The sequence below is a fragment of the Nitrospira lenta genome, assembly GCF_900403705.1.
Taxonomy (GTDB): Bacteria; Nitrospirota; Nitrospiria; order Nitrospirales; family Nitrospiraceae; genus Nitrospira_D; species Nitrospira_D lenta.
Genome location: NZ_OUNR01000012.1, coordinates 384,307 through 403,239, shown reverse-complemented (window position 1 = coordinate 403,239; position 18,933 = coordinate 384,307). Strand labels below are relative to the sequence as shown.

22 protein-coding genes are annotated in these 18,933 nt (G+C 60.3%); all 22 read right to left on the bottom strand.

Going from position 1 to position 18,933, the window contains the following annotated elements:
- Nucleotides 1-42: 42 nt before the first annotated feature.
- Nucleotides 43-798, bottom strand: a complete 756-nt coding sequence (locus tag NITLEN_RS08255; RefSeq protein ID WP_219999416.1) for a glycosyltransferase family 2 protein — start codon at nucleotides 796-798, stop codon at nucleotides 43-45.
- Nucleotides 795-1,520: a 3-oxoacyl-ACP reductase FabG gene (gene fabG / locus NITLEN_RS08250; RefSeq protein ID WP_121989399.1), complete on the bottom strand. Its 726-nt coding sequence runs from the start codon at nucleotides 1,518-1,520 to the stop codon at nucleotides 795-797. Before fabG ends, NITLEN_RS08255 begins: the two co-directional genes overlap by 4 nt.
- A complete protein-coding gene (locus NITLEN_RS08245; protein WP_121989118.1) occupies nucleotides 1,520-1,906 on the bottom strand; it encodes a hotdog family protein in 387 nt (128 codons plus the stop codon). The genes fabG and NITLEN_RS08245 overlap by 1 nt, the downstream gene beginning before the upstream one ends.
- A gap of 41 nt (nucleotides 1,907-1,947) precedes the next feature.
- Complete coding sequence (locus tag NITLEN_RS08240; protein ID WP_121989117.1) at nucleotides 1,948-2,748, bottom strand: beta-ketoacyl synthase chain length factor; 801 nt, start codon at nucleotides 2,746-2,748, stop codon at nucleotides 1,948-1,950.
- Nucleotides 2,748-3,959, bottom strand: a complete 1,212-nt coding sequence (locus NITLEN_RS08235; RefSeq protein WP_219999414.1) for a beta-ketoacyl-[acyl-carrier-protein] synthase family protein — start codon at nucleotides 3,957-3,959, stop codon at nucleotides 2,748-2,750. Before NITLEN_RS08235 ends, NITLEN_RS08240 begins: the two co-directional genes overlap by 1 nt.
- 119 nt (nucleotides 3,960-4,078) lie before the next feature.
- The gene (locus NITLEN_RS08230; protein ID WP_121989116.1) at nucleotides 4,079-6,412 is read right to left on the bottom strand and encodes an MMPL family transporter; all 2,334 of its coding nucleotides are present in this window, start codon (nucleotides 6,410-6,412) and stop codon (nucleotides 4,079-4,081) included.
- On the bottom strand, nucleotides 6,409-7,029 hold the full coding sequence (locus NITLEN_RS08225; RefSeq protein ID WP_121989115.1) for a LolA-related protein: 621 nt from the start codon (nucleotides 7,027-7,029) through the stop codon (nucleotides 6,409-6,411). Before NITLEN_RS08225 ends, NITLEN_RS08230 begins: the two co-directional genes overlap by 4 nt.
- Nucleotides 7,004-7,900, bottom strand: a complete 897-nt coding sequence (locus tag NITLEN_RS08220; RefSeq protein ID WP_121989114.1) for a lysophospholipid acyltransferase family protein — start codon at nucleotides 7,898-7,900, stop codon at nucleotides 7,004-7,006. Before NITLEN_RS08220 ends, NITLEN_RS08225 begins: the two co-directional genes overlap by 26 nt.
- Nucleotides 7,897-8,223, bottom strand: a complete 327-nt coding sequence (locus tag NITLEN_RS08215; protein ID WP_121989113.1) for an ApeI family dehydratase — start codon at nucleotides 8,221-8,223, stop codon at nucleotides 7,897-7,899. The genes NITLEN_RS08220 and NITLEN_RS08215 overlap by 4 nt, the downstream gene beginning before the upstream one ends.
- Nucleotides 8,213-9,559 carry an AMP-binding protein gene (locus tag NITLEN_RS08210; protein WP_121989112.1) on the bottom strand — a complete coding sequence of 449 codons (1,347 nt, stop codon included), beginning with the start codon at nucleotides 9,557-9,559 and terminating at the stop codon, nucleotides 8,213-8,215. The genes NITLEN_RS08215 and NITLEN_RS08210 overlap by 11 nt, the downstream gene beginning before the upstream one ends.
- Nucleotides 9,560-9,742: 183 nt before the next feature.
- Nucleotides 9,743-10,015: a phosphopantetheine-binding protein gene (locus tag NITLEN_RS08200; protein ID WP_121989110.1), complete on the bottom strand. Its 273-nt coding sequence runs from the start codon at nucleotides 10,013-10,015 to the stop codon at nucleotides 9,743-9,745.
- Entirely contained in the window at nucleotides 10,012-10,815 is an 804-nt protein-coding gene (locus NITLEN_RS08195; protein WP_121989109.1) for a class I SAM-dependent methyltransferase, read from the bottom strand. The genes NITLEN_RS08200 and NITLEN_RS08195 overlap by 4 nt, the downstream gene beginning before the upstream one ends.
- A 79-nt stretch (nucleotides 10,816-10,894) precedes the next feature.
- Nucleotides 10,895-12,847 (bottom strand): Lnb N-terminal periplasmic domain-containing protein, encoded by a 1,953-nt coding sequence (locus tag NITLEN_RS08190; protein WP_484192426.1) that lies wholly within the window; start codon nucleotides 12,845-12,847, stop codon nucleotides 10,895-10,897.
- 11 nt (nucleotides 12,848-12,858) lie between these two features.
- Complete coding sequence (locus NITLEN_RS08185; protein ID WP_121989108.1) at nucleotides 12,859-13,371, bottom strand: DUF3015 domain-containing protein; 513 nt, start codon at nucleotides 13,369-13,371, stop codon at nucleotides 12,859-12,861.
- Between the two features lie 251 nt (nucleotides 13,372-13,622).
- Entirely contained in the window at nucleotides 13,623-14,294 is a 672-nt protein-coding gene (locus NITLEN_RS08180; protein ID WP_121989107.1) for an outer membrane beta-barrel protein, read from the bottom strand.
- A 185-nt stretch (nucleotides 14,295-14,479) separates the two neighbouring features.
- Nucleotides 14,480-14,821 carry a TRL-like family protein gene (locus NITLEN_RS08175; protein WP_121989106.1) on the bottom strand — a complete coding sequence of 114 codons (342 nt, stop codon included), beginning with the start codon at nucleotides 14,819-14,821 and terminating at the stop codon, nucleotides 14,480-14,482.
- A 129-nt stretch (nucleotides 14,822-14,950) separates the two neighbouring features.
- Entirely contained in the window at nucleotides 14,951-16,096 is a 1,146-nt protein-coding gene (locus NITLEN_RS08170) for a M48 family metallopeptidase (RefSeq protein ID WP_121989105.1), read from the bottom strand.
- 201 nt (nucleotides 16,097-16,297) lie between these two features.
- Nucleotides 16,298-16,981: a TIGR00266 family protein gene (locus tag NITLEN_RS08165; protein WP_121989104.1), complete on the bottom strand. Its 684-nt coding sequence runs from the start codon at nucleotides 16,979-16,981 to the stop codon at nucleotides 16,298-16,300.
- Between the two features lie 113 nt (nucleotides 16,982-17,094).
- Nucleotides 17,095-17,625: a DUF3106 domain-containing protein gene (locus NITLEN_RS08160; protein WP_121989103.1), complete on the bottom strand. Its 531-nt coding sequence runs from the start codon at nucleotides 17,623-17,625 to the stop codon at nucleotides 17,095-17,097.
- Nucleotides 17,622-17,960 carry a hypothetical protein gene (locus NITLEN_RS08155; RefSeq protein WP_146216139.1) on the bottom strand — a complete coding sequence of 113 codons (339 nt, stop codon included), beginning with the start codon at nucleotides 17,958-17,960 and terminating at the stop codon, nucleotides 17,622-17,624. Before NITLEN_RS08155 ends, NITLEN_RS08160 begins: the two co-directional genes overlap by 4 nt.
- Entirely contained in the window at nucleotides 17,944-18,297 is a 354-nt protein-coding gene (locus NITLEN_RS08150; protein WP_121989101.1) for a hypothetical protein, read from the bottom strand. Before NITLEN_RS08150 ends, NITLEN_RS08155 begins: the two co-directional genes overlap by 17 nt.
- Nucleotides 18,294-18,905 (bottom strand): RNA polymerase sigma factor, encoded by a 612-nt coding sequence (locus tag NITLEN_RS08145; RefSeq protein ID WP_121989100.1) that lies wholly within the window; start codon nucleotides 18,903-18,905, stop codon nucleotides 18,294-18,296. The genes NITLEN_RS08150 and NITLEN_RS08145 overlap by 4 nt, the downstream gene beginning before the upstream one ends.
- Between the last annotated feature and the right edge of the window lie 28 nt (nucleotides 18,906-18,933).

The window sequence follows — 18,933 nt, the reverse complement described above, 5'->3', positions numbered from 1 at the left end:
CGCGGGCGAACAGCGGCCTGCCCAGATCCACGCGTGTTGCTCTTACGCCGACAGCCCGCCGCGAAAAACACACCACAGCCCGCCGAGAGGCAATCCCTTCGAAAGAATCTTCCAGGCCACCATCCGGGTGATCTTGACGATATCCAGCACGGGACGAAAATGGCTGGGACAGGGCCCCGATCGCGGCCGCACCGTAATCGAAATATTCCGGATACTCAGAGCCTGCCTGGCAGCCTCGATCAGAATCTCGCTCTCGAATACGAAGCTGCGTGATCGCTCATGCGAAATGTCGATCGCCCGAAGCAACGCGGCGGGATAGAGGCGAAATCCCGACTGACTATCCTCAATCGGGGTTCCGGCTGCCAACCCGATCCAGAAATCCGCCACGCGATTCGCGCCGTATCGCCAAAATGTCGCCTTCCGCTGATCGCGATGGCGCGCACCGATGAGGAAGGCCTGTGGACCATTCTGGAAGGAGGTGAGGAACAACGGAATTTCCTCGGGAGCATGCTGCCCGTCGGCATCGAGCGTAATCACGCCCTCAGCTCTCTGCTCCAGGGCATACTGAAATCCCTTCCAGAGACTGCCCGCCTTTCCAAGATTGGTTTCGTTCCTGAGCAGAGTCACATCAAGGCCAGCCAGCGCCTCGGCCGTGCCATCCGTTGAACCGTCGTCTACGACGATCACGTTGGCGCAGTGCTGTCTGGCGCGCAGAGCCACATCGCGAACCGTGTGGGCTTCGTTATACGCAGGAATGAGAACCCAGTAGGATTGGGCGAGTTCGGACAGGTCCGTCACGCCATGCCTCCGTTGATGCCGATGACCTGACCCGTGATATATCCGGCTTGCTCGGACACGAGAAACGAGACGAGCGCCGCAACTTCTTCCGGCGTCCCCACTCGTTTCATCGGCACCATCGCATCGACCTGCTCCGGCTTGAAGGACTGTCTCGTCGCCGATGACTCGATCAAGCCGGGCGCGACGACATTCACGGTGATCCCTCTGGACGCCAGCTCGATCGCCAGCGACTTGCTGGCTCCGTGCAGGCCGGCCTTCGCCGCCGCATAATTCGTCTGGCCGCGATTCCCAGTCACGCCGGCCAGCGACGAAATCGAGACAATCCTGCCCCAGCGGGTGCCGATCATCGGCAACAACAGCGGCTGGGTGACGTGGAAGAATCCGTTCAGCGACAGGTCCACAACCTTCATCCACTGCGTTGCGGTCATCCCGGCCATGGGGGCATCCTCATGGATGCCAGCGTTATTGACGAGCACCTGGATAGGGCCGTCGGCGAGAAGCGTCTGCAAGGCTTGTCCGGTAGCCACACCATCGACAATATCGAAAGTCGCTACCGTCGCCGCTCCTCCTCCGGCTATGACCTTCTCTGCCACCCGCTTCGCCGATTCGCTGTGCCGATAGGCATGCACGATAACTGCATAGCCGTCCGCGGCGAGCCGCTCGCAGATCGCGGCACCGATCTCGCCGCTGCCTCCCGTGACCAATGCGCGCTTCTTTGCCATCATGCCACCGCCTTGATAAAGATCGACGCGCGGCCTTCGATGATCGCCCGACTGTCGAGCAGCACCGTGAAACGATACATATAACTCTGATCTCCCTCCACCAGGCGTGTCGCTTCCACGATCAGATCGGCTGCAGTGTCATCGAGCCGCTCCACCTCGAAGGTGACGTCCCGGACGCTGCCGACATACCCGATCCGTCCTTCCGTCTTCCGATCATGATCGAGCAGTCCCACATGCACACCCATCGCCTGGGCGGCGTACTCCAAACCAACCGCCACCGAAAGGCGGCCACGGAAGCGGAGCGGATGGTTTGGGTCCCGGTGCGTGGCCGTCCGGCAGCGGATTGTCGTCTCGTCCCAGGCCTCCACCGTATCGAGCAGACGCATGGACCCGCCATGCGGAAGCAGCCGGCCGATCTCGTCTTTCGTCAGCGGCGGCAGGACTCAACCTCTACGGTCACCCGTTGATCGTCCAACCAGTTGAGATTGATCGTGGCGCGGCGTTCCATGGCAAGCGCCTGCAACACCGGCAGCAGGCGGGCAGCCGGATTATCGAGCCTGAGCCGTTCGAATTCATGACTGAATGCACTGCTGACATCATGGCCGGCGGCGGTCGTCAATCTCACCGTGGCCCTCGCGGGCGCCTGTTCCGCCAGCGGCGTGAAGACCACGGCCGCGGCAAACGCCGAGGCGATCGGCCGGGCGCCGTTGAGCGGCGCCGGCGCCGGCAAATCATAGGCGACAAAGAGAACCGGACGCGCTTCGACGCAGGCATAGGTGACGGCCTCCAACAGCCCCGCCGCGCAGGAATCGTCATAACAGGACAACGCCGTCGAGGACTGCTGGCAACTCGTCGCAATGCCCCAATAGCCGGCGGCGGTATTGTGGACCGACTGATGGAACAGCGTCGGTGAGACCACCCGCTCGGCGGTCGCCAGCGCCCGGCACAGTTTATCGAGCACATCCATCTCGCCGCCGGACGAGGCAAAGACGGTCGCGACGTCATGAGGATCCAGCCCGGATTGCGCCATGGCTTCCTGCGCCACCTGCACCGCCCACCGGACACAATCGCTGCTCCGCCGCCGCTCATTCGCCGGGAGAAGCGATGCGTCAGGATCCGGCACTTTCGCGGGATCGAACGGCCTGGTACCGGCCAACACCTCGCGCCCAATCAGCCAGCCTTCGAGGCCGGCCGCGAGCAGTCCGACGCCGAGAATCCCGACCCGCATCACAAGACCCCCAAGACGAGGCTGCAGTTATTACCGCCGAACCCGAAAATATTGCTCACCACGCGCCGGATCGGGCGGTCCTCGTTCTCGCGGAGAATGCGGCTGCGCAACGCCGGATCGACCCGCTCGCAATTGAGCGTGCCGGGGATGAATCCCTGCTTCACGCACAGCGCCGCAATCAAGGCTTCCGTGATCCCCGCCGCTCCTAACGCATGTCCGGTCCAGCCTTTCGTCGAACTGCAGGCGGGCCCGTCACCGAAAATAGAGTACACCGCTTTATCCTCAACCGCATCGTTGGCCCGGGTCGCGGTGCCGTGCAGGTTGATGTAGTCGATGTCGGACGGCTGCAACCCGGCGCGATCCAACGACTGGCGAATGGCCCGAATCGCCCCGGCGCCTTCCGGATGCGGATGCGACATGTGGTACCCGTCGGAGCTTTCGCCGTACCCCAGCAATGCAACGGCCCCTTTCCGCCCTACCCGCTCGCTCGACTCCAATAACGCATAGCCTGCCGCTTCGCCCAGCGAAAGCCCGTCGCGATCTTCATCGCAGGGCCGGCAAGGACTGGTCGACAGCAGCTGCAGAGAGGAAAATCCGTGCAGCGTCGTATGGCACAGACTATCGACTCCTCCGACGATGGCCGCATCGCACAGACCCGCCTGGAGAAAGCGGGCGGCCGTCGCAAAGACTTTGGCGCTCGACGAACAAGCCGTCGAGATGACCATGGCCGGCCCCTGCAGGCCCACGCAAGCCCGCACGAAATGGCCTAACGAAAACATGTTGTGCGTATAGCGATACCGCGAGCTGTACCAGGGCGGCAACGAACCGGTGAGAGGATCACGATCCCGGTAGGCATGTTCCGTCTCCAGAATGCCCGAGGTGCTGGTGCCCATGACCACCGCGATCCGGTCGGCTCCGTAGCGTTGGATCGCTTCCGCCACCGCGACCATGAACCCGTCCTGTTGCAGGCCCAGCCAGGCCAGCCGATTGTTCCGGCATTCAAATTGTTCTAAATCCGCGCCGAGAGAAAAATCTTCCAGCCCTGCGACCCGCCCGATGTAGGTTTTAAGCAGCGCATCCTCGAAATCGCACGGCTTCAGCCCTGAACGGCGCTCGCGCAAGGCCTGGGAGACCGCGCCGACCCCGCGCCCATTCGCCGTGACCAGCGTGTAGGCGGATAACGTTAATGGAGTCATCCGTCGATTAGACATGGCCGAGGCCTCGTTCACCACGACAATCCCGATAAACAGCCGCGACCGCGGCGATCCAACGACGCCCATTCGCCGTGACCAGTGTGTAGGCCGAGAGTGTTAATGGAGTCCTCGGTCGATTAGACATGTGCGACTGGCTCCTGCTCCGCCATCATGCCTGCAAACAACAGGCAGCAGAACGACCCGATCGCCGCCGTCATCCCGATCGCATGCAATACAGGGATCGTCGAGCAGGCCAACACGCCGAACACGAGAATCGTCGTGGTGCTGCACACCAGCAAGCCGTACAGCGTCCTGGCGCGTTCCTCGCCCGTGCCCTCCGGCCGGTTGAAAAATAGCGCGTAGTCGAGTCCGAGCCCGATGACCAACAGGAAGGTGGCGACGTGAAAAAGCGAAAGCGATTCGCCCGCCGCATTCACGAGGGCGGCGACCACCACCAGCGCGCTCATCATGGGTAATAGGACCGGCCGCAAGATGCTGATCGACTTCAGCCCAGCCGCCAGCATGACGGCAATCACCAGCAGCCCCCAGGCCACGATCGCCAGGGTTCGGTCTCGATAGGCCGTCATCAACCGGTTGGACTCCTCCTTGAGATCCACGTAGGCCACACCAGGCGCATGCCATCCGGCGACGATTTCACCGAGGCGTGCCCTATCCGCCACACCCCGCAGCGGCACCACGGCAGACCATTGCTCCTGCTGTTCAATCAACAAGGACTCCAGCTTCAGCCCTACGGCGGTACCGTTGAAGGTGGCGCGATCGATCAGCGGTTGCGTCCGCGCGGCCTCAATAGAATCAAGAAACGGCGTAAACAGTCCGGGCGCGAACGGCAGCCCCGATAGCGCGGTCCGGAGATTCTGTTCCAGCGCACTCCGTTCAGGAAGAGCCTGCTGCCTGGCCTGCTGACTGCGGCGGCTCGGCAGATACGAAGACACCAGGTCATAGCCCGCCACCAGCTCGCCGGTTCGCAGTTGGTCCAGTTGCGCCATCACAGCTTCCCCGCGTTGGAGTACGTCCTCTTCCGTTCCCCCCTCAATGACGAGCAGATCGCGGACATCCGGCACCCCCAAGTCGTGGCGGAGCTGCAGATCGAGCCGCTTGCTCACTTCCGACACCGGACTCAGGCTCCCGAGATCCGTTTGCCACAGAGGTGTATCAGACCATAACAGCATGAATGTGGCAAGAACGACTGACCCCGGCACCAGCCACTTGAACCGAGTGAGCCGTGCCACCGCCGGGACGATCCCGCGCGGTACCGCACGAGGAACAAACGCGGGCGGAACACAGACCGGCAACACATACCGGGTCACCAAGGCCGCCGCGATGAGCCCAACGACCGCAAAAATGCCCAACTGCGCCAAGGCAGGAAATCCGGACAGGAGCAGCGAGGAAAATCCGATCACGGTCGTCAGAACACCCAGTCGCATCGTCGGCCAAATCGCCCGGATCACCGCCGGCGCGGAACCACGCACATTCACATGGCTGAACAGATGGATCGGATAATCGTCGACGATGCCGAGCAGGGTGATGCCGAAGCCAAGCGTGATGCCGTGAATAAAGCCGAACCAACTATTGACGGCCAGCACGCCCGCGACGATGCCGGTCGACAGCGGGATCGCGCTCAGCAGCACCAACGTCACCGACCGGTAGCTCGCATAGAGCAAGAGCACGACGAGCGTGGACGCGGCGGTTGAGAGCCACCAGATCTCCGCTTCGATGGTCTGCTTGATCTCCACGGCAAACACACCGGGACCGCTCATGAGCAAACGAAGAGACGCCGGCCGGCCGGGCAAATCCTCGAACGCCTTGCGGATATCGCGCTGGATCGCCGCCTGCGCATCGGCGTCAAACCCTGTCGCTTTGGTTTCCACGACCAGCAGGGCCTTCGTCTGATCCTCCGACATCCAGACACCGCGATGTTTCGCCGGTCCCTCCTGCCCCGCCCAGTCTTTCAGGATGCCCAGAAAGACTCCCGTCGGATCTTCCGGAATCGTCGCTTTCATCATGGGCGCCAGCGGGGAACGAAGATCATCGAGCCGCTGCTCGAGCGAGTGTCGCAGGGATTCGACGGAGAAAGCCTCCGGAGTTACCTGCCGGCTCAACAGATAGCGCGACCGGAACAGCAGGTCCTGATCCGGTTTCGACAAAGCCTGCGCGCCGTTTCCGATGACGTTGAAATGCCCGGTTGCGCGAAGTTGCGTGCCGAGCTCTCGACTGGCCTGAGCCAGATCGTCCGGCTCTCCACCTTCGATAGCCAGCAACATGAGCCGGCCGGCAATCCCGGTGCGCACTTGCGTGAGGAGCAACCGTTGGGTCGCCGTCGTGCCTTCCGGCAACAGGTCAGCCAGCTCGCTATGCACGTTCACCCGCGTGGTTATCAGCCACAGCCCGCAGGCCATCGCCAGGATCCAGAGACCCATCACACTGAACCGCACACCGAACGGCCGGCTCATCGAGCCGCTCCATGGAGGAGCGTCATGACCGACCGGTCTCCGTCGGGGGAACGGATGGCGATCGTGGCGACGCGGCCCTCCGAACCGGTGAAAAGAATGTAGTCCACCATCGACCGTCCCGCCTGCTCACGCGGGCGCAGCAGCAGCGTCCACTGCCGGCGGGTGCCCTCCAGCGTGGCTTCATACACCTTCTGCAGGCGAGCCGCGTCGCCCGTAAAACTCGCGCGGAAGGCGTCGACAAAACTGCGGAGCGCGGGATAGTCTTCGAGCGAGATCGTCCGCTTGATTCCTTTCCGCTCGCTCTCAAACAACACCCGATCTCCTTCGATCACGTACCGCTCGCGAAACGGCTGGGTGATCGCTTTCTCCATCGTCGCCGGCGGGGTGAATCGCAACTGGCCCTTCACGATCAACGGTTCGGTCAATAAGGAGGAGTACGTGGCTTCTTCAAACGCCATGGAAGGTTCGCGCTGTTCCTTGAGCAGCGCCACCAGCCCGTCGACCGTCCATGGCGCAGGGGGAGCATCGACCGCTGCCGGGGCGACGCTGCCGAGCAGGAGCACGAGCAGGAACGAAAAACTGGTCGCGGCCTTACGAAGAGGCTTGCCAAAAATCATAAAAATTAAACCAATTATCCGGCGCGTCATGACTGTAATGTGCCAGTCGATCCGCATAGTGTTGTGTCCATCGCCGCACATCCTCGTGCCGATGGTCTGCGGACAACCGGACGGACTCACTCAGCAATTCTAGATGGATGTCATACCGGTTGCCTCCTCGGTAGAGTCCGAAAAACAACACGATCGGCGCGCGCACGGCATGCGCCAGCCGCACCGGTCCGCTCGGGAACGCCGCGCCCTCGCCGAGAAACTCACAGCGCACCGATTGATCTTCCACCATCAGCCGGTCGCCCATAATACCGACGACCCCGCCGCCAGCCAGGCATTCCTGCACCTGGAGCATCGTATCCACCCCGCCGACTTGAATCACCGTCTCGGCCACGGCGGGGTTCAGTTCCTGTATCAAGGCGCGGATCAACGGCGCATTCTGCTCGTCCATCAGCACTTTGACGGCAATCTGTTCGCGCGATAGACCGACCGCGCGCACGACTTCGAAACTACCGAGATGCGACCCGAGCAAAAGACATCCGCTTCCCTTCGCCAAGGCGCTATCCAGCACGTCAAGTCCATGAATGCGAATATCGAACAAATCAAACCGGCCCCGCAGACAATACACTCGGTCCAGAATGGTTGCGGCGAACGAGTGATAGTGACGGAAGAGCGCCGGCCAGCCAGGAGCATGGCCCTGGAGATGTTCGTAATAGCGGCGCAGGGCCCGGTTCGCCTGCGGTGAGCCACAGAGATAGTACAGACAAATCGGATAGAGCAGCGCCCGGGCAACCGGCCGCCCCAACGCCTGCGCCACCCAGGCCATGAGACGGATGACCCGACGGTTGCCGCGCTCCTGTTGCTGTTTCCAGCCAGGCGTCATGACAGCAGCGGCCGGGCGTCGGCCGGAAGGCGGAACCGGATCGATCCGGCAGCCACAGTTCGATGGCCGACCCGGCAGGTAAAGGCAGCGGTCGTGGAATCCTCCTGCGCGATATCGATCGTCAGCGGCTCGCCCGGCGACAGCGGCGACGACAGCTTGACCGACGGCAGCCCGGTGACGATCAGGGCTTGCCCGTAATGCTCCCGCAGGGTCTCGATGACTTCGTCCATCACCAGCACGCCGGGGACGACCGGATGGCCGGGGAAATGACCGGGCAGCGCCGGATGATCCGGACCGATCGAGACGACACGCTTATGCGTCATGCGATGCCCCTCCGGCCTGTTGCGCCGCAAGCTTCAGCAAGGCCTCGCGCGGCAACTTGCCCGTGTCATTGCGGGGCAGGCGCGGCACGAGCAGAAGCGGACGGGGGAGAAACACGGGATCGATGCGCGTGCGCAAGGCCTGCTGAACTTCCTCCACGGTTTTTCCCGGCGCCACCACGCAGGCGATCAGCCGGGTCACGAGATCCGCTCCCTCATCGGGCAGGAAAAAGACTCCGTCCTGTACGCCCTCGACCTCCAGCAGTTTTTGGTTCAGATCGCCGAGCGCAACGCGATGGCCCGCGATATTGATCTGATCGGCTTCCCGGCCATGCACGAGGAACTGACCGTCGGCATCGACGGTGATACGGTCCGGAACGCGGACCGGAACCGGAAGATAGTCGGCCTGTACCGTCCACACCGTATGGTCTTGCGCCAGACGCACCCCGTCCAGCGGCCACCACCGATCATCGGCGGTCGTCCGCCGCTCAGCCACGCTGCCCGCTTCGGCAAACCCGAAAATTTCATGCACCTCCGTCTGGAAATGCCGTTCGGCTGCTTGCGCCAGACTTCGCGCAAGCGGCGCGGTCGCAGAGAGAATCAATCCGACCGGCGGCACGCGCAGGCCTTCGGCCACACAGGCCCGGAGATGCAACGGCGTCGTCACAAGTAGGCGCGTCCCCGTCACCTCGGCCAAGACGTCACGGATGTCGGCCGGAAAGAGCGGACGCCCCGCATGCATGACCAGCCCATGCACGATCGGCAGCATGACGGATGCTTCCAGCCCGAACATATGCTGGTGCGGCACGGTCGCCACTACCGCAGCAGGTTCGCCGGCCTTCAGGCCAAGTCTGGTTCCCGTCGCCCGGGCGACAGCCGTCAAGGCTCCCCAGGTTTTCTTGTTTGGCATCGGCTGGCCAGTGCTGCCTGAGGTAAACGCGATCGCCGCGACCTGGTCGAGTGGGATATGCGGCATCCGCTTCGGCCATCCGGCGAGACTACCCTGCCGCCGAGGAACCACGGACTCGATCCCCTCAACCGGCTCATTCGGATTTGTCAGGCAATAGCTCTCAGGATAGTCGCCGGCAATCCGGCGAAGCGTCTGGGGCGCCCGGCTCTGAGGCAGCAACGTCACCTGCCCCCGCAGCATCGCCGCGGCGAACCCGACAAGGAATTCATACCGGCTGGACAACAGATTGAGGACAGCAGGGCGATCAGGCAACGAATCGGCCAGGCGGGAAACATCGGACAGGAATTGACGGGCCGTGCGCGGCCCGTCGATTTCCCGGGCCAGGACCTCGTCAGGATTGTAGGGGCCGATCAGTGGAGCGTCGTGCATGGCACCACATGATTCACTTCGTACGATTCTTCTCGATCGCGTTCGAGCGCGCGCGCAGAGAAGAACAGATCGCGTTGATCTCCAGGTCGCTCGATTTCAATTGATGGCCGTACATTTAGGAAATACCCAGCGAGAGATCCAGGACATTGATCGAATGGCACATCCAGCATGACACCGTATCATTCACTTGGTACGGTTCTTCTCAATCGCGTTGGCCAGCGCGCGCAGAGAAGAAAAGATCGCCTTGATCTCCGGGTCGCTCGATTTCAATTGATAGCCGTATGTTTGAGAAATGGCCAGCGAGAGCTCCAGCGCATCGATGGAATCGAGCCCAAGCCCGTCACCGAACAACGCGGCGTCCGGTTGAATGGTCGCCGGATCGACCTTGAGCTTGAGGGTCTGAACGATCAAGGCCGCTAAATCCTGTTCCAACGATGAGCGGCTTGAATCAGTCATACAGTCTTCTCGGCTTTCACCGCGCGATAGTCCCGCAAGAGCCCGTTAAAGATTTCGTGCAACGAGGCGTCAACAAACCCCATTTCGCCCAGCGCGCTCAGGATCGTCTCCGACGGCACGCAATACTCGGTGGTATCCCACCAATACTCCATCAGCGTTTTCATGTCGCGGTTGCCGGTCGAAGCCGCGAAGACGATGCCCATCATGGTCTTGATATAGAACCGGGACAACGACAAAAGAAACGGCGACCGCGGACGACAGATGTCCAGCAACAGCACGATCCCGCCGGGCTTTAAGACCCGGCGATACTCCGAAAATGCCGTCTTGAGATCGGAGACATGGCGGAGGGCGTACCCCATGCTCAGAAAATCGAACGTCCGATCGGGAAACGGCAACTGCTCGCCGATGCCCCGTACGAAATTCCGACAGGGTCCCTTCTGCGCTTCTCGCAACATCCCGATACTGGGATCCAACCCGATGACCGAACCGGAAGGACCGACGATCGCCCGCGCGCATTGCGCAACTAATCCGGGCCCACAGGCGACGTCCAGCACGTGCATACCGGGCTTGAGCCCGGCTTCACGCAACGCCTTCCGCCGATACCAAAGACCCGATCCGAAGCCGGTCGCTTTATCGATATTGCGATACTGATAGGCCGTGCGATTGAACAGCTCATTCAAGAATACTTGCCGTTCACCCTCCTCGGCATAGTAGCGACGCAACGGCGGGTGCGGCGCCACCGGCACCATGGGGACGCGGGCAACGGACGATTCACCCTGTGGCTCTGTCGCGGACATCATCGCGGGTCTCCGATCCCTCTCTCGGGCATTCTTGTAGCAGGACTATTTCGAGCGGGCAAGAGGGAGGCCCCGAGACAAATCAAAAGAAGGCTTGAATGGAGAACACCACGTCGTTATCTCGGTCTCGATGGTTATACTCGACACGCAATGCCCAGTCCTGGCTCAGGGTATACCGCGACCCGACAAACCAGCGGAGATCCTCGGACTTGTCCCCCAAGGCATAGCGGAGATACGTGCCCGACAGCATCAGCTTCCACCGATCGGTGAGATCACTCAGTACACCGACCGTTCCGCCGCCGCCAACGCGATGGTGTTCGTCATACGCCTTGCTGTAATTGGCCTCCGCTTCGGCAAACGCGAAATAGACTTCCCGCTTGAACAGGCTGGATTCCATGGCGGCACCGATGCCGCCGCTGGCCACGCCATTGCTGCAGAGCTGACAGCCGTTATGCCGGATCGTGTTCATCCCGACATTGACTTTCCAGGAGGGCGATCGTGAAAGCCCATCGATCGGCGCAAGAGAGGTAATATTGATCAGTCCGAAGCGTTCGACGCGCGCCTGCGACTGGTCGTGATAGTGACGAACACTGATTGATACCGCCTCGATTTGTGCATCAGGGGTATACCCGGGCTCGGGGTCGAGCAGGTCATGGTATGCGCCACGGAAGCTCACTTCTTCAAATGCTCTGTGATTTCGCCACCCTGCTCCGACACCGATGCGGCTGGTCCCATGCCCAAGATCCGGCTGGGTCACATAGGGTTCAATCCGTACCGCCGATGGAGTGACTTTCAGTTCACTCCTGGCTCTCAGAATGGTCCTATTTTTCTCTCGATACGGAACCCCCTCCTCCCCTGCTCCGGCACTGTGCTGAAGGAGATAGTCCGAAGCCGCCTCCAAGATAAAGGCTTGCCGTTCACTGTGAAGCGATTGAAATCCGTCCTCCCTGATCTCGGCAGGATTTCTGATCGCACGATCGAGCCACCCACGCTCATCGCCGGTCATCGACGCGCGCTTGCGACGCACGAGCGTACTGCGGGATGGCCGGGAAGTCACCTCTCCGACAAGTCCCGACTCCCGCAGAAGCCGAACCGTATCGACGGGAATCGTATAGGCGGGAAACGCATCCAGCAGATGGACAGATGGTTCAGCCGCCTCTATCAAGGAAAGGATATGGTAGGCGCAGTTTTCACCGAAAAAGTAATAGTCGAAATAGGCATTCCCCAACTCCCAGGTGTGCATCAAGAGGCGGGTCACCTGCCGTTCCGTCAAATTCAACCGGTATTCCCAGATGTCTCGATTGTCGATATCCCGATATTCCTGCACCTTGAGGTAATACGGAATGGTGGAGAAATATCCGGGATACATGCCGACAAGCCCTTTAACCGCGTACTCGAGGCCGGCATTAGGCGGGAGCTGGGCCGCATAGTTGATGGTATAGGCCAGAATTCTCGTCTGCGGCGTCTGATCCTTGCCATCGACTCGTAAAAATGTATGGCCGAACATGGACGAGGGATTGTTCATGAACCCCGTCGGAAAGATAAGGCTGATCGCCTCGGCATTGAACTCGTCGAACCAATTTTTGAACCGCTCACAAGGCAACGGCGGCAGACGAGCGTCATCAAACAGCAGGCGTTCTTTCAGCCAGTGGTATCGGGCCACGAATGCGCATTGCGCGGGCTGCTTCGAGCGACCGACGACCTCGTCGACAAAAAAATGAGTCAGCGTGGCGGCAAGCTCGGCCTGCGGGTTGGTTTTCCCTTGCGGAGCAAGAAAGAACCCCGGATCGTCCTGCATACTCTCTACTCCACCGAGCCACGTCCGGCGGTAATGGAGGAGGACCTGCCACTCACGCTCCTCCGCGAGGCGCAGGATTGCGGCACGGCTCAGCAATTCGTTCAGATAAGACTGGTCGCCGAGTGGGCTGCTGATTCCGTGAGAGGGAACAAGGCACGTGAGGAAGGTGAGCAGGAAAATGACCGGGAAGATTCTGAAAAAGCCGTGAGGTCCCAGTCGTTGCAACCAGAACCTCACGGAGACAACAACTAGTTGACGGAAACCTTAGCCAGCATCGGATGCGTGGCCACCGCGTCATTCAAGGCCTTCACGAGTGCAATCGGAGAGGTCTCGCCTGCTGAAACGAGGGAGGCATACTTCTCCTGAGTCATCGCGAAGAACGCCGGCTGCTGCGCCGCCGGAATACCCATCAGCGTCGCCAAGGACGCCAGATGTTCCCCCTGTCCCTGAGCCATATCTTGTGCCAAATTTTCAAAGTTCAGCGCCGCAAATACGTTAACCTTCTCCTGCGCCCAGAACTTGCCGTCATTGGTACAGCCGGATGTTCCACTGCTGATCCCAAACGTCTGGGTGCCGAACGACCCGTTCGTGGTCGCTTCCATCGTTTGGACGCCAACCGTCTTCTGGTTAGGATAATTCTGCCAGGCAAGCTTTCCAAGGCCGCAACCCGGTCCCGTATCTGGATTTGCCGCCATCGCCAGCCCCGCCTGCATTCCCAGGAAGGCCACTGCCAATGATGCGAGAATCAATTTCTTCAGCATACGTTCTCCTCCTTTGTGAATGAGTGCATGCTCCCACCTTACGGGAGATATGTATAAATATAATCCAACCGGAAATAGATGTCTCAAAAAAAATCGATTCACCGACCGGCCGCTGAAAACCATTGATAGACCCGATCGCCTGCAAAGCGGCCCCTCTGTTCTGCACAAAGCAATCCACTCCGCGTATGGCGGCAGCACGACCAACTGATCGTAGAATTTTCTTGTCGATGGGATCACACGGCGGCTCAGGGCTAGAAGCTCCAGCCAATTCCTCCAACGGCGTAGTTGGTTTGGTAGTCGAGGGCCACTCCTTTCCAATGGAACCCCGTCACTAGATGTTTGTATTCGACAAATAGAAACGTTCTGGCGCTGACATCCCACTGAACCCCCGCCAAAAACTGATAGGCAAACCCCGGAGTCGAATCAATGTCCCGATTGGCGCGTCCGGGGAAATCTGCCCGATGGAGCACTCCTCCTGAATATCCTATTCCCACTCCTCCGTAAGGCCGTACAGCCCCCGTTGGCCGCCGGACGATGAGATTGACCATGCTATTCAGCACGGTCAAATGCGCTCCGCCTTCGGCGCCGCTGCTATTGGAGGCCGATAACTTTCCCGTCGTCCCGAAATATTCCAACTCGATTCCAACTATGCGCTCGGTAAATTGCGGAAACAGCCCGACTCTGGCGCCTCCCCCGACTTGATTTCTGGCATTCACGACACTCACATTTTGCCCCGCCAGAGTCATTCCGTGAATGTCAGGAAATCCACCCGCCAGAAACACACTCACATACACATCAGCGGACTCTGCCGCCCACACTCGTGAGAGCTCTACCACGCCGCCCAGCAAAGACAGGCCCCCGATCACTCCTCCCGCGAGGATGACCCTGAACAGCGCCGGCATTCTATGAATCGACAATTTCATCCATACACCATGCGGGTTTCAGGCTCTCTCTCCGGCACAAGCGAACCATCTGCACACAGCCTACGCACAGCCATTCCTCTCGCGTCAACCAGATGGAGCCAGGACAGAAGGTAAAAAAAAGCGTGGATGGCAACCCGCCACCCACGCTTCGAGGCCCTTGCCCTCATGACCGGACTTGCGCCCGATTAGTTCCCCTTGACGACGGTGCAGACTTCAACGAAGAATCCCATGATACTCTTGATATACTGTTCGGTATAGACCGCCTTCTTGATGCCCCCTTGATTCATCGCCGCCTCGACAGAGGTATCGCCAGTTGCAACGATTCCCATGATGCTCGTCCCGCAGGCTTTGCCAACCTTCGTCGGAGTTGCACCGTTGTCATGCAAGATTCCACCGGACGTTGTTTCCATAAATATCCACGCCGTTGGCGTCATCCCCGCAGGCTGCGTGTAGCCGCCCACTCCGGCACAAGCCGACAACATCCCTGCGAATACCACTACGCTCAGCGACATCAATACTCTTTTCATGAAATCCCCCTTAGATTGAGTTAAGAACCAGACGATACCGTATGCACCCTATGCCACACTCGGCAAGTTCACCTAGGAACCGAGCAAGAATATAGAATTCACCTTGCAAATTGTCAATAATTCGACGCTTCACGGAATCGCAACGGGTGAACCTCCGAGCGCATCCTGCACGGTTTTCCACTCAAAGGTGAAGGGCTCCGACGTCCGCTTCGGTAACGCGGCGAGCTCGGCTTGCAATCGGTCCGCCCGCGCGCGGCTCATCGGATGCGTCGAGAACCACTCGATACGGCCCTCGTCCTTCTCCGAAAGCTTCTCAAAGAACGTAATCATGCCGCGAGGATCGATCTTCGCGCGATACACCAACTGCAACCCGGTGAGATCGGCTTCCATTTCCTGCGCGCGGTCGAACTTCAGCGTCAGCAATTCGACACCGACTTGGCGCATCAATCCGATGAGCCCCTGCTGGTCGCCGACAATGATCGCGACCACCGTCATCACGCCCAAGCTTTTCACAATCCGCTCCATCCCGTGGCGCTGCAACACGTGGTTGAGCTCATGCCCCAACACGCCCGCTACTTCCTCTCCGCTGTCCGCTTTCTTCATCAACCCAGTAAAGACGACCACGTAGCCGCCCGGCAGCGCAAACGCATTGACGACATCGCTCTTCACCACGGTCACCTGAAACTTATAGGGATTGTCCGGAATCTGCTCCGCCAAGCGCTGCGTCATCTCCTCGACAGCCTTGACGGCAGGGCCCTCTTTCATCACGTCCTGATGACTGAGAAAATCCTTGTAGGCGGCTTCGCCGAGCTTCTGCTCCCACTCGACTGGAATCCGACTGACCGCCATCTCCACCAGCAGATCGGCTCCGAACCAAAGCCCCACCACTACGGCCAGGATAGACCCGCCGACAGAAGCCCACATGACGCGATGCCGGTGGCGGACCTGCCGCACTCGCTCCGCGGCCTGCTCGAACGGCTGACTCAAGTGGTCCGGCGCCGCTTCACGAAAGGCTCGAATGAGGTCGGGATGTTTGAGGTATAGCGTGCGCGCCTGCCCACCCTCCCCCCATTTCAAGACGAGATGATCATGATCCAGCCCACCGGCAGACACCGTCAGCCCCGTAAACAGGACTCGCTCAGATGGAGCAGCCGGTTCTGTCAGCTCATGGGTAATCGTGAGCCCATCGCCTTCAATTTGGACAAGACAGGGGGCACCGCTGGCGGGGAACTCCTCACCGAAACAGAGGGCGTTGGGAGAAAACGTAGTGGCCATTTAGAGGTTATCCGGCTGCTCGAAATGGTCTCGAACGAGGCCGCAAGCGAACAGCAACCGGAGGCGTGACTGTTTCCACCCGCCCGTTCCAAACTGCCAAGACAGCTCGTTCCTCATATGGAGTCCGTTGAGGATTGGATCAAGCCGAGAATACAGCGCGGGAGTCTGGCGGGTGAGATAGTTGCCATTGTCAGCCGCCGGTTATTCCGACACCGGGATGAATTGCCTGATCCAAGACCCAAAGCCGCCCGGGTTCCGGCTCTGGATATAGACGATCCCCGGTCCACGGAAACGGCATACCAGCCCTTCGCCGGACGTGAAGCTGGCAACCCAACCGGACGCGGCTTTCTCGATGTTGTACGAGGTCGTCGCGGACCAGGCTACGAGATGGCTGTTGTCCACGATGTATTCCTGATCCGGCCTGAGTTCGATCTTATGAATAGCGCCGAAGCTATTCATCGCCAGCATTCCCTTGCCGCCAATCTTCAAAATGAAAAATCCTTCGCCGCCCAGAAGTCCGCGGCTCAAACTCTGCATTTTGCTTTCGATGTTGATGCCCTCGGCGCCCGCCAGGAACCCATCTTTCTGCACCATGTATTCGTTCACACCGTCGAGCTCCAGAATGACGACTTCGCCCGGCACCGTCGGCGCCAGCAAGACCTCGCCCGGCCCGCGGCTGGCCCGCAAGGTCTGGAAAAAGAACTTTTCCCCCGTCAACAGCTTGCGCGAGAGCGCCCCAAGAAAGCCGCCCTCCATCTTACTTTCGACGTCCACGGTCGGCGAAGAACCCACCATCGCGCCCGATTCGGCTTTGATGTGCTCCCCGGCCGCCAACTCGACACGCACCATCGGGAACGCCCCCGGATAAAGAATTTCGCTTTTCATCGATTGATCTCCTGAAATAGACGCGCAGTCTGGACATGCTCCAGAGACAAGACTCACCGCTGAGTGATTCTGTGGAATGCGTGCGACACTGTCAAGCACACATCAGAAATCGCTTAGCGATTAGGACGGAATGGCCGGTCGCGGTGCGGAAATTGATTTGAGGGTGGAGCAGACCCGTCGGCCCCGAAGTTCTTTTTGAACTGTCGGCGAAGCGCGCGCCGTTCATCGGGCGTCATATTCTTCCAGCGCTGGCGCATGTCCTGGCGCTCCTCAGGCGGCAACGACCGAAACCACTGGCGCGCGTTGCGAATCGCCTCGCGCTTTTCCGGCGGCAACTCACGAAATCGCTGGAACCGTTCTCGCAATCGCTGTTGATCGTCCGGGGACATCTGCCGCCACTCCTGGAACCGCTGCCGTGCCTCGGTCCGCTCTTCGGGATTCATGTCCGCCCACTGCCGCGCGCCGTTGCGCAAGCGTTCCTGACGATCCACCGGCAACTGATCCCAGTCCTGATTGAATTTCTGCAACAGCTGTTGCTCCTGCTGATTCAGTTGGCTCCACGGCACGCCTTGGACTTCAGCCTGGGCCCAGGACGCAAGGCTCCAGCCAAACAACAGCATAATATTGAGGACCAGTCCTATCATCGCTTCATCTCTTGCATGGCATCGATTGGACGAGCATTGTGCTGATCGGCCCCTTCACGGGTTTCCCGTCGATTCGTTCGCGGCATGTCTTGCGTCGGCCCAGGTCGCTGGCCCTTTGGCGAAGTCACCGCCTCGGCACTGGATAAATCAGCGGCATGAAACGGATCCACCCATCGGCCATCGCCCGTGTGCCAGTTCCCTAAAAATTCCAGGAAGTCCGCATCCGGCACTGGCATGACCTCAGGCGGCGCGGCAGCCGCCGATACCGCCATCCACAGCAGCGCGCAGCACATCCACCAACCAAGGCCCGCATGCCTGCTACCCTGTCTGGTCATCGTCGGCCAGCCAATGGAAAAACTCGAGATCTTCGGCTAGCTCGACATTCTCGACAGAGGTGACGAGCTCGAAATCATCCAATGGTACGGCCGCATGCTGAGGAGGCGCCGCCGGTTGCGTCCAGAGCAGCAGGGCCAGCGCCGCGAACGAGGCGACGGCCAGGCCGGAAGCCCAGATACGCCAGGAAGACCGGCGCGCGCGCGCATCCAACGCGGCTAGCCGTCCCTGCTGCAGTCGGAGGGCCGTCGCATGATCCACCTCGCCGAGGGCGCGATCCAATACGCCCTTGGCCTGGCCGACAAACTCATGGTCGCTGTGCTGCAGATCCTGACTCATGGCCAATGCTGTCCTAATTGTGCTCGAAGCGTGTGAATGGCGCGAAAATAGTGCGTCTTCACACTCCCTTCGGAACAACCCATCGCCGCCGCCGTTTGCGCCACATCGAGTTCTTCCCAGGCCCGCAGTAAGAACGCTTGCTGCTGTCGGAGAGGCAGCGTTCGCAAGGCCGCATCGAGCGCCGACGAAGCCTCTTTGACCTTTAGTTGGTGGTCTGCCGCCGGAGTCGTCGTATCAGCGATCGCGTCCAATGGATCGCCGGCCTCCTCGCTGTCCTCATCACGGCCCAGCCAAAGATGCCAGCGGGACCGAACTTTTGTCCGCCGATACCAATCGCGAATCTTGGATTGTAAAATCCGATGAAACAACGGCCCCCATTCGGCTTCGTCGCGCGTACCATACCGCTCGACCAGTTTGAGCATGGCCTCCTGCACAAGATCGAGCGCTTCGTCATCGTGTCCCGTGGCGATCTGTGCCATCCGAAACGCGCGGCGTTCGACCCCGGCTAAAAATCGATCAAGCGCCCGTGTCTCCTCCAGAGTCGAGATCCTCCCACCGAGATAACATTGACCGCTGTGGGCCGGTGTCAGGCGGCGAGCGAGTGCCATTCGCAGCTCCTCACCTCGATGCTGACGG

Coding starts and splice junctions, on each gene's coding strand:
- fabG (WP_121989399.1), bottom strand. CDS start 1,520: ATGGCAAAGAAGCGCGCATTGGTCACGGGAGGCAGCGGCGAGATCGGT.
- NITLEN_RS08245 (WP_121989118.1), bottom strand. CDS start 1,906: ATGCGTCTGCTCGATACGGTGGAGGCCTGGGACGAGACGACAATCCGC.
- NITLEN_RS08240 (WP_121989117.1), bottom strand. CDS start 2,748: ATGCGGGTCGGGATTCTCGGCGTCGGACTGCTCGCGGCCGGCCTCGAA.
- NITLEN_RS08235 (WP_219999414.1), bottom strand. CDS start 3,959: ATGTCTAATCGACGGATGACTCCATTAACGTTATCCGCCTACACGCTG.
- NITLEN_RS08230 (WP_121989116.1), bottom strand. CDS start 6,412: ATGAGCCGGCCGTTCGGTGTGCGGTTCAGTGTGATGGGTCTCTGGATC.
- NITLEN_RS08225 (WP_121989115.1), bottom strand. CDS start 7,029: ATGATTTTTGGCAAGCCTCTTCGTAAGGCCGCGACCAGTTTTTCGTTC.
- NITLEN_RS08220 (WP_121989114.1), bottom strand. CDS start 7,900: ATGACGCCTGGCTGGAAACAGCAACAGGAGCGCGGCAACCGTCGGGTC.
- NITLEN_RS08215 (WP_121989113.1), bottom strand. CDS start 8,223: ATGACGCATAAGCGTGTCGTCTCGATCGGTCCGGATCATCCGGCGCTG.
- NITLEN_RS08210 (WP_121989112.1), bottom strand. CDS start 9,559: ATGCACGACGCTCCACTGATCGGCCCCTACAATCCTGACGAGGTCCTG.
- NITLEN_RS08200 (WP_121989110.1), bottom strand. CDS start 10,015: ATGACTGATTCAAGCCGCTCATCGTTGGAACAGGATTTAGCGGCCTTG.
- NITLEN_RS08195 (WP_121989109.1), bottom strand. CDS start 10,815: ATGATGTCCGCGACAGAGCCACAGGGTGAATCGTCCGTTGCCCGCGTC.
- NITLEN_RS08185 (WP_121989108.1), bottom strand. CDS start 13,371: ATGCTGAAGAAATTGATTCTCGCATCATTGGCAGTGGCCTTCCTGGGA.
- NITLEN_RS08180 (WP_121989107.1), bottom strand. CDS start 14,294: ATGAAATTGTCGATTCATAGAATGCCGGCGCTGTTCAGGGTCATCCTC.
- NITLEN_RS08175 (WP_121989106.1), bottom strand. CDS start 14,821: ATGAAAAGAGTATTGATGTCGCTGAGCGTAGTGGTATTCGCAGGGATG.
- NITLEN_RS08170 (WP_121989105.1), bottom strand. CDS start 16,096: ATGGCCACTACGTTTTCTCCCAACGCCCTCTGTTTCGGTGAGGAGTTC.
- NITLEN_RS08165 (WP_121989104.1), bottom strand. CDS start 16,981: ATGAAAAGCGAAATTCTTTATCCGGGGGCGTTCCCGATGGTGCGTGTC.
- NITLEN_RS08160 (WP_121989103.1), bottom strand. CDS start 17,625: ATGATAGGACTGGTCCTCAATATTATGCTGTTGTTTGGCTGGAGCCTT.
- NITLEN_RS08155 (WP_146216139.1), bottom strand. CDS start 17,960: ATGACCAGACAGGGTAGCAGGCATGCGGGCCTTGGTTGGTGGATGTGC.
- NITLEN_RS08150 (WP_121989101.1), bottom strand. CDS start 18,297: ATGAGTCAGGATCTGCAGCACAGCGACCATGAGTTTGTCGGCCAGGCC.
- NITLEN_RS08145 (WP_121989100.1), bottom strand. CDS start 18,905: ATGGCACTCGCTCGCCGCCTGACACCGGCCCACAGCGGTCAATGTTAT.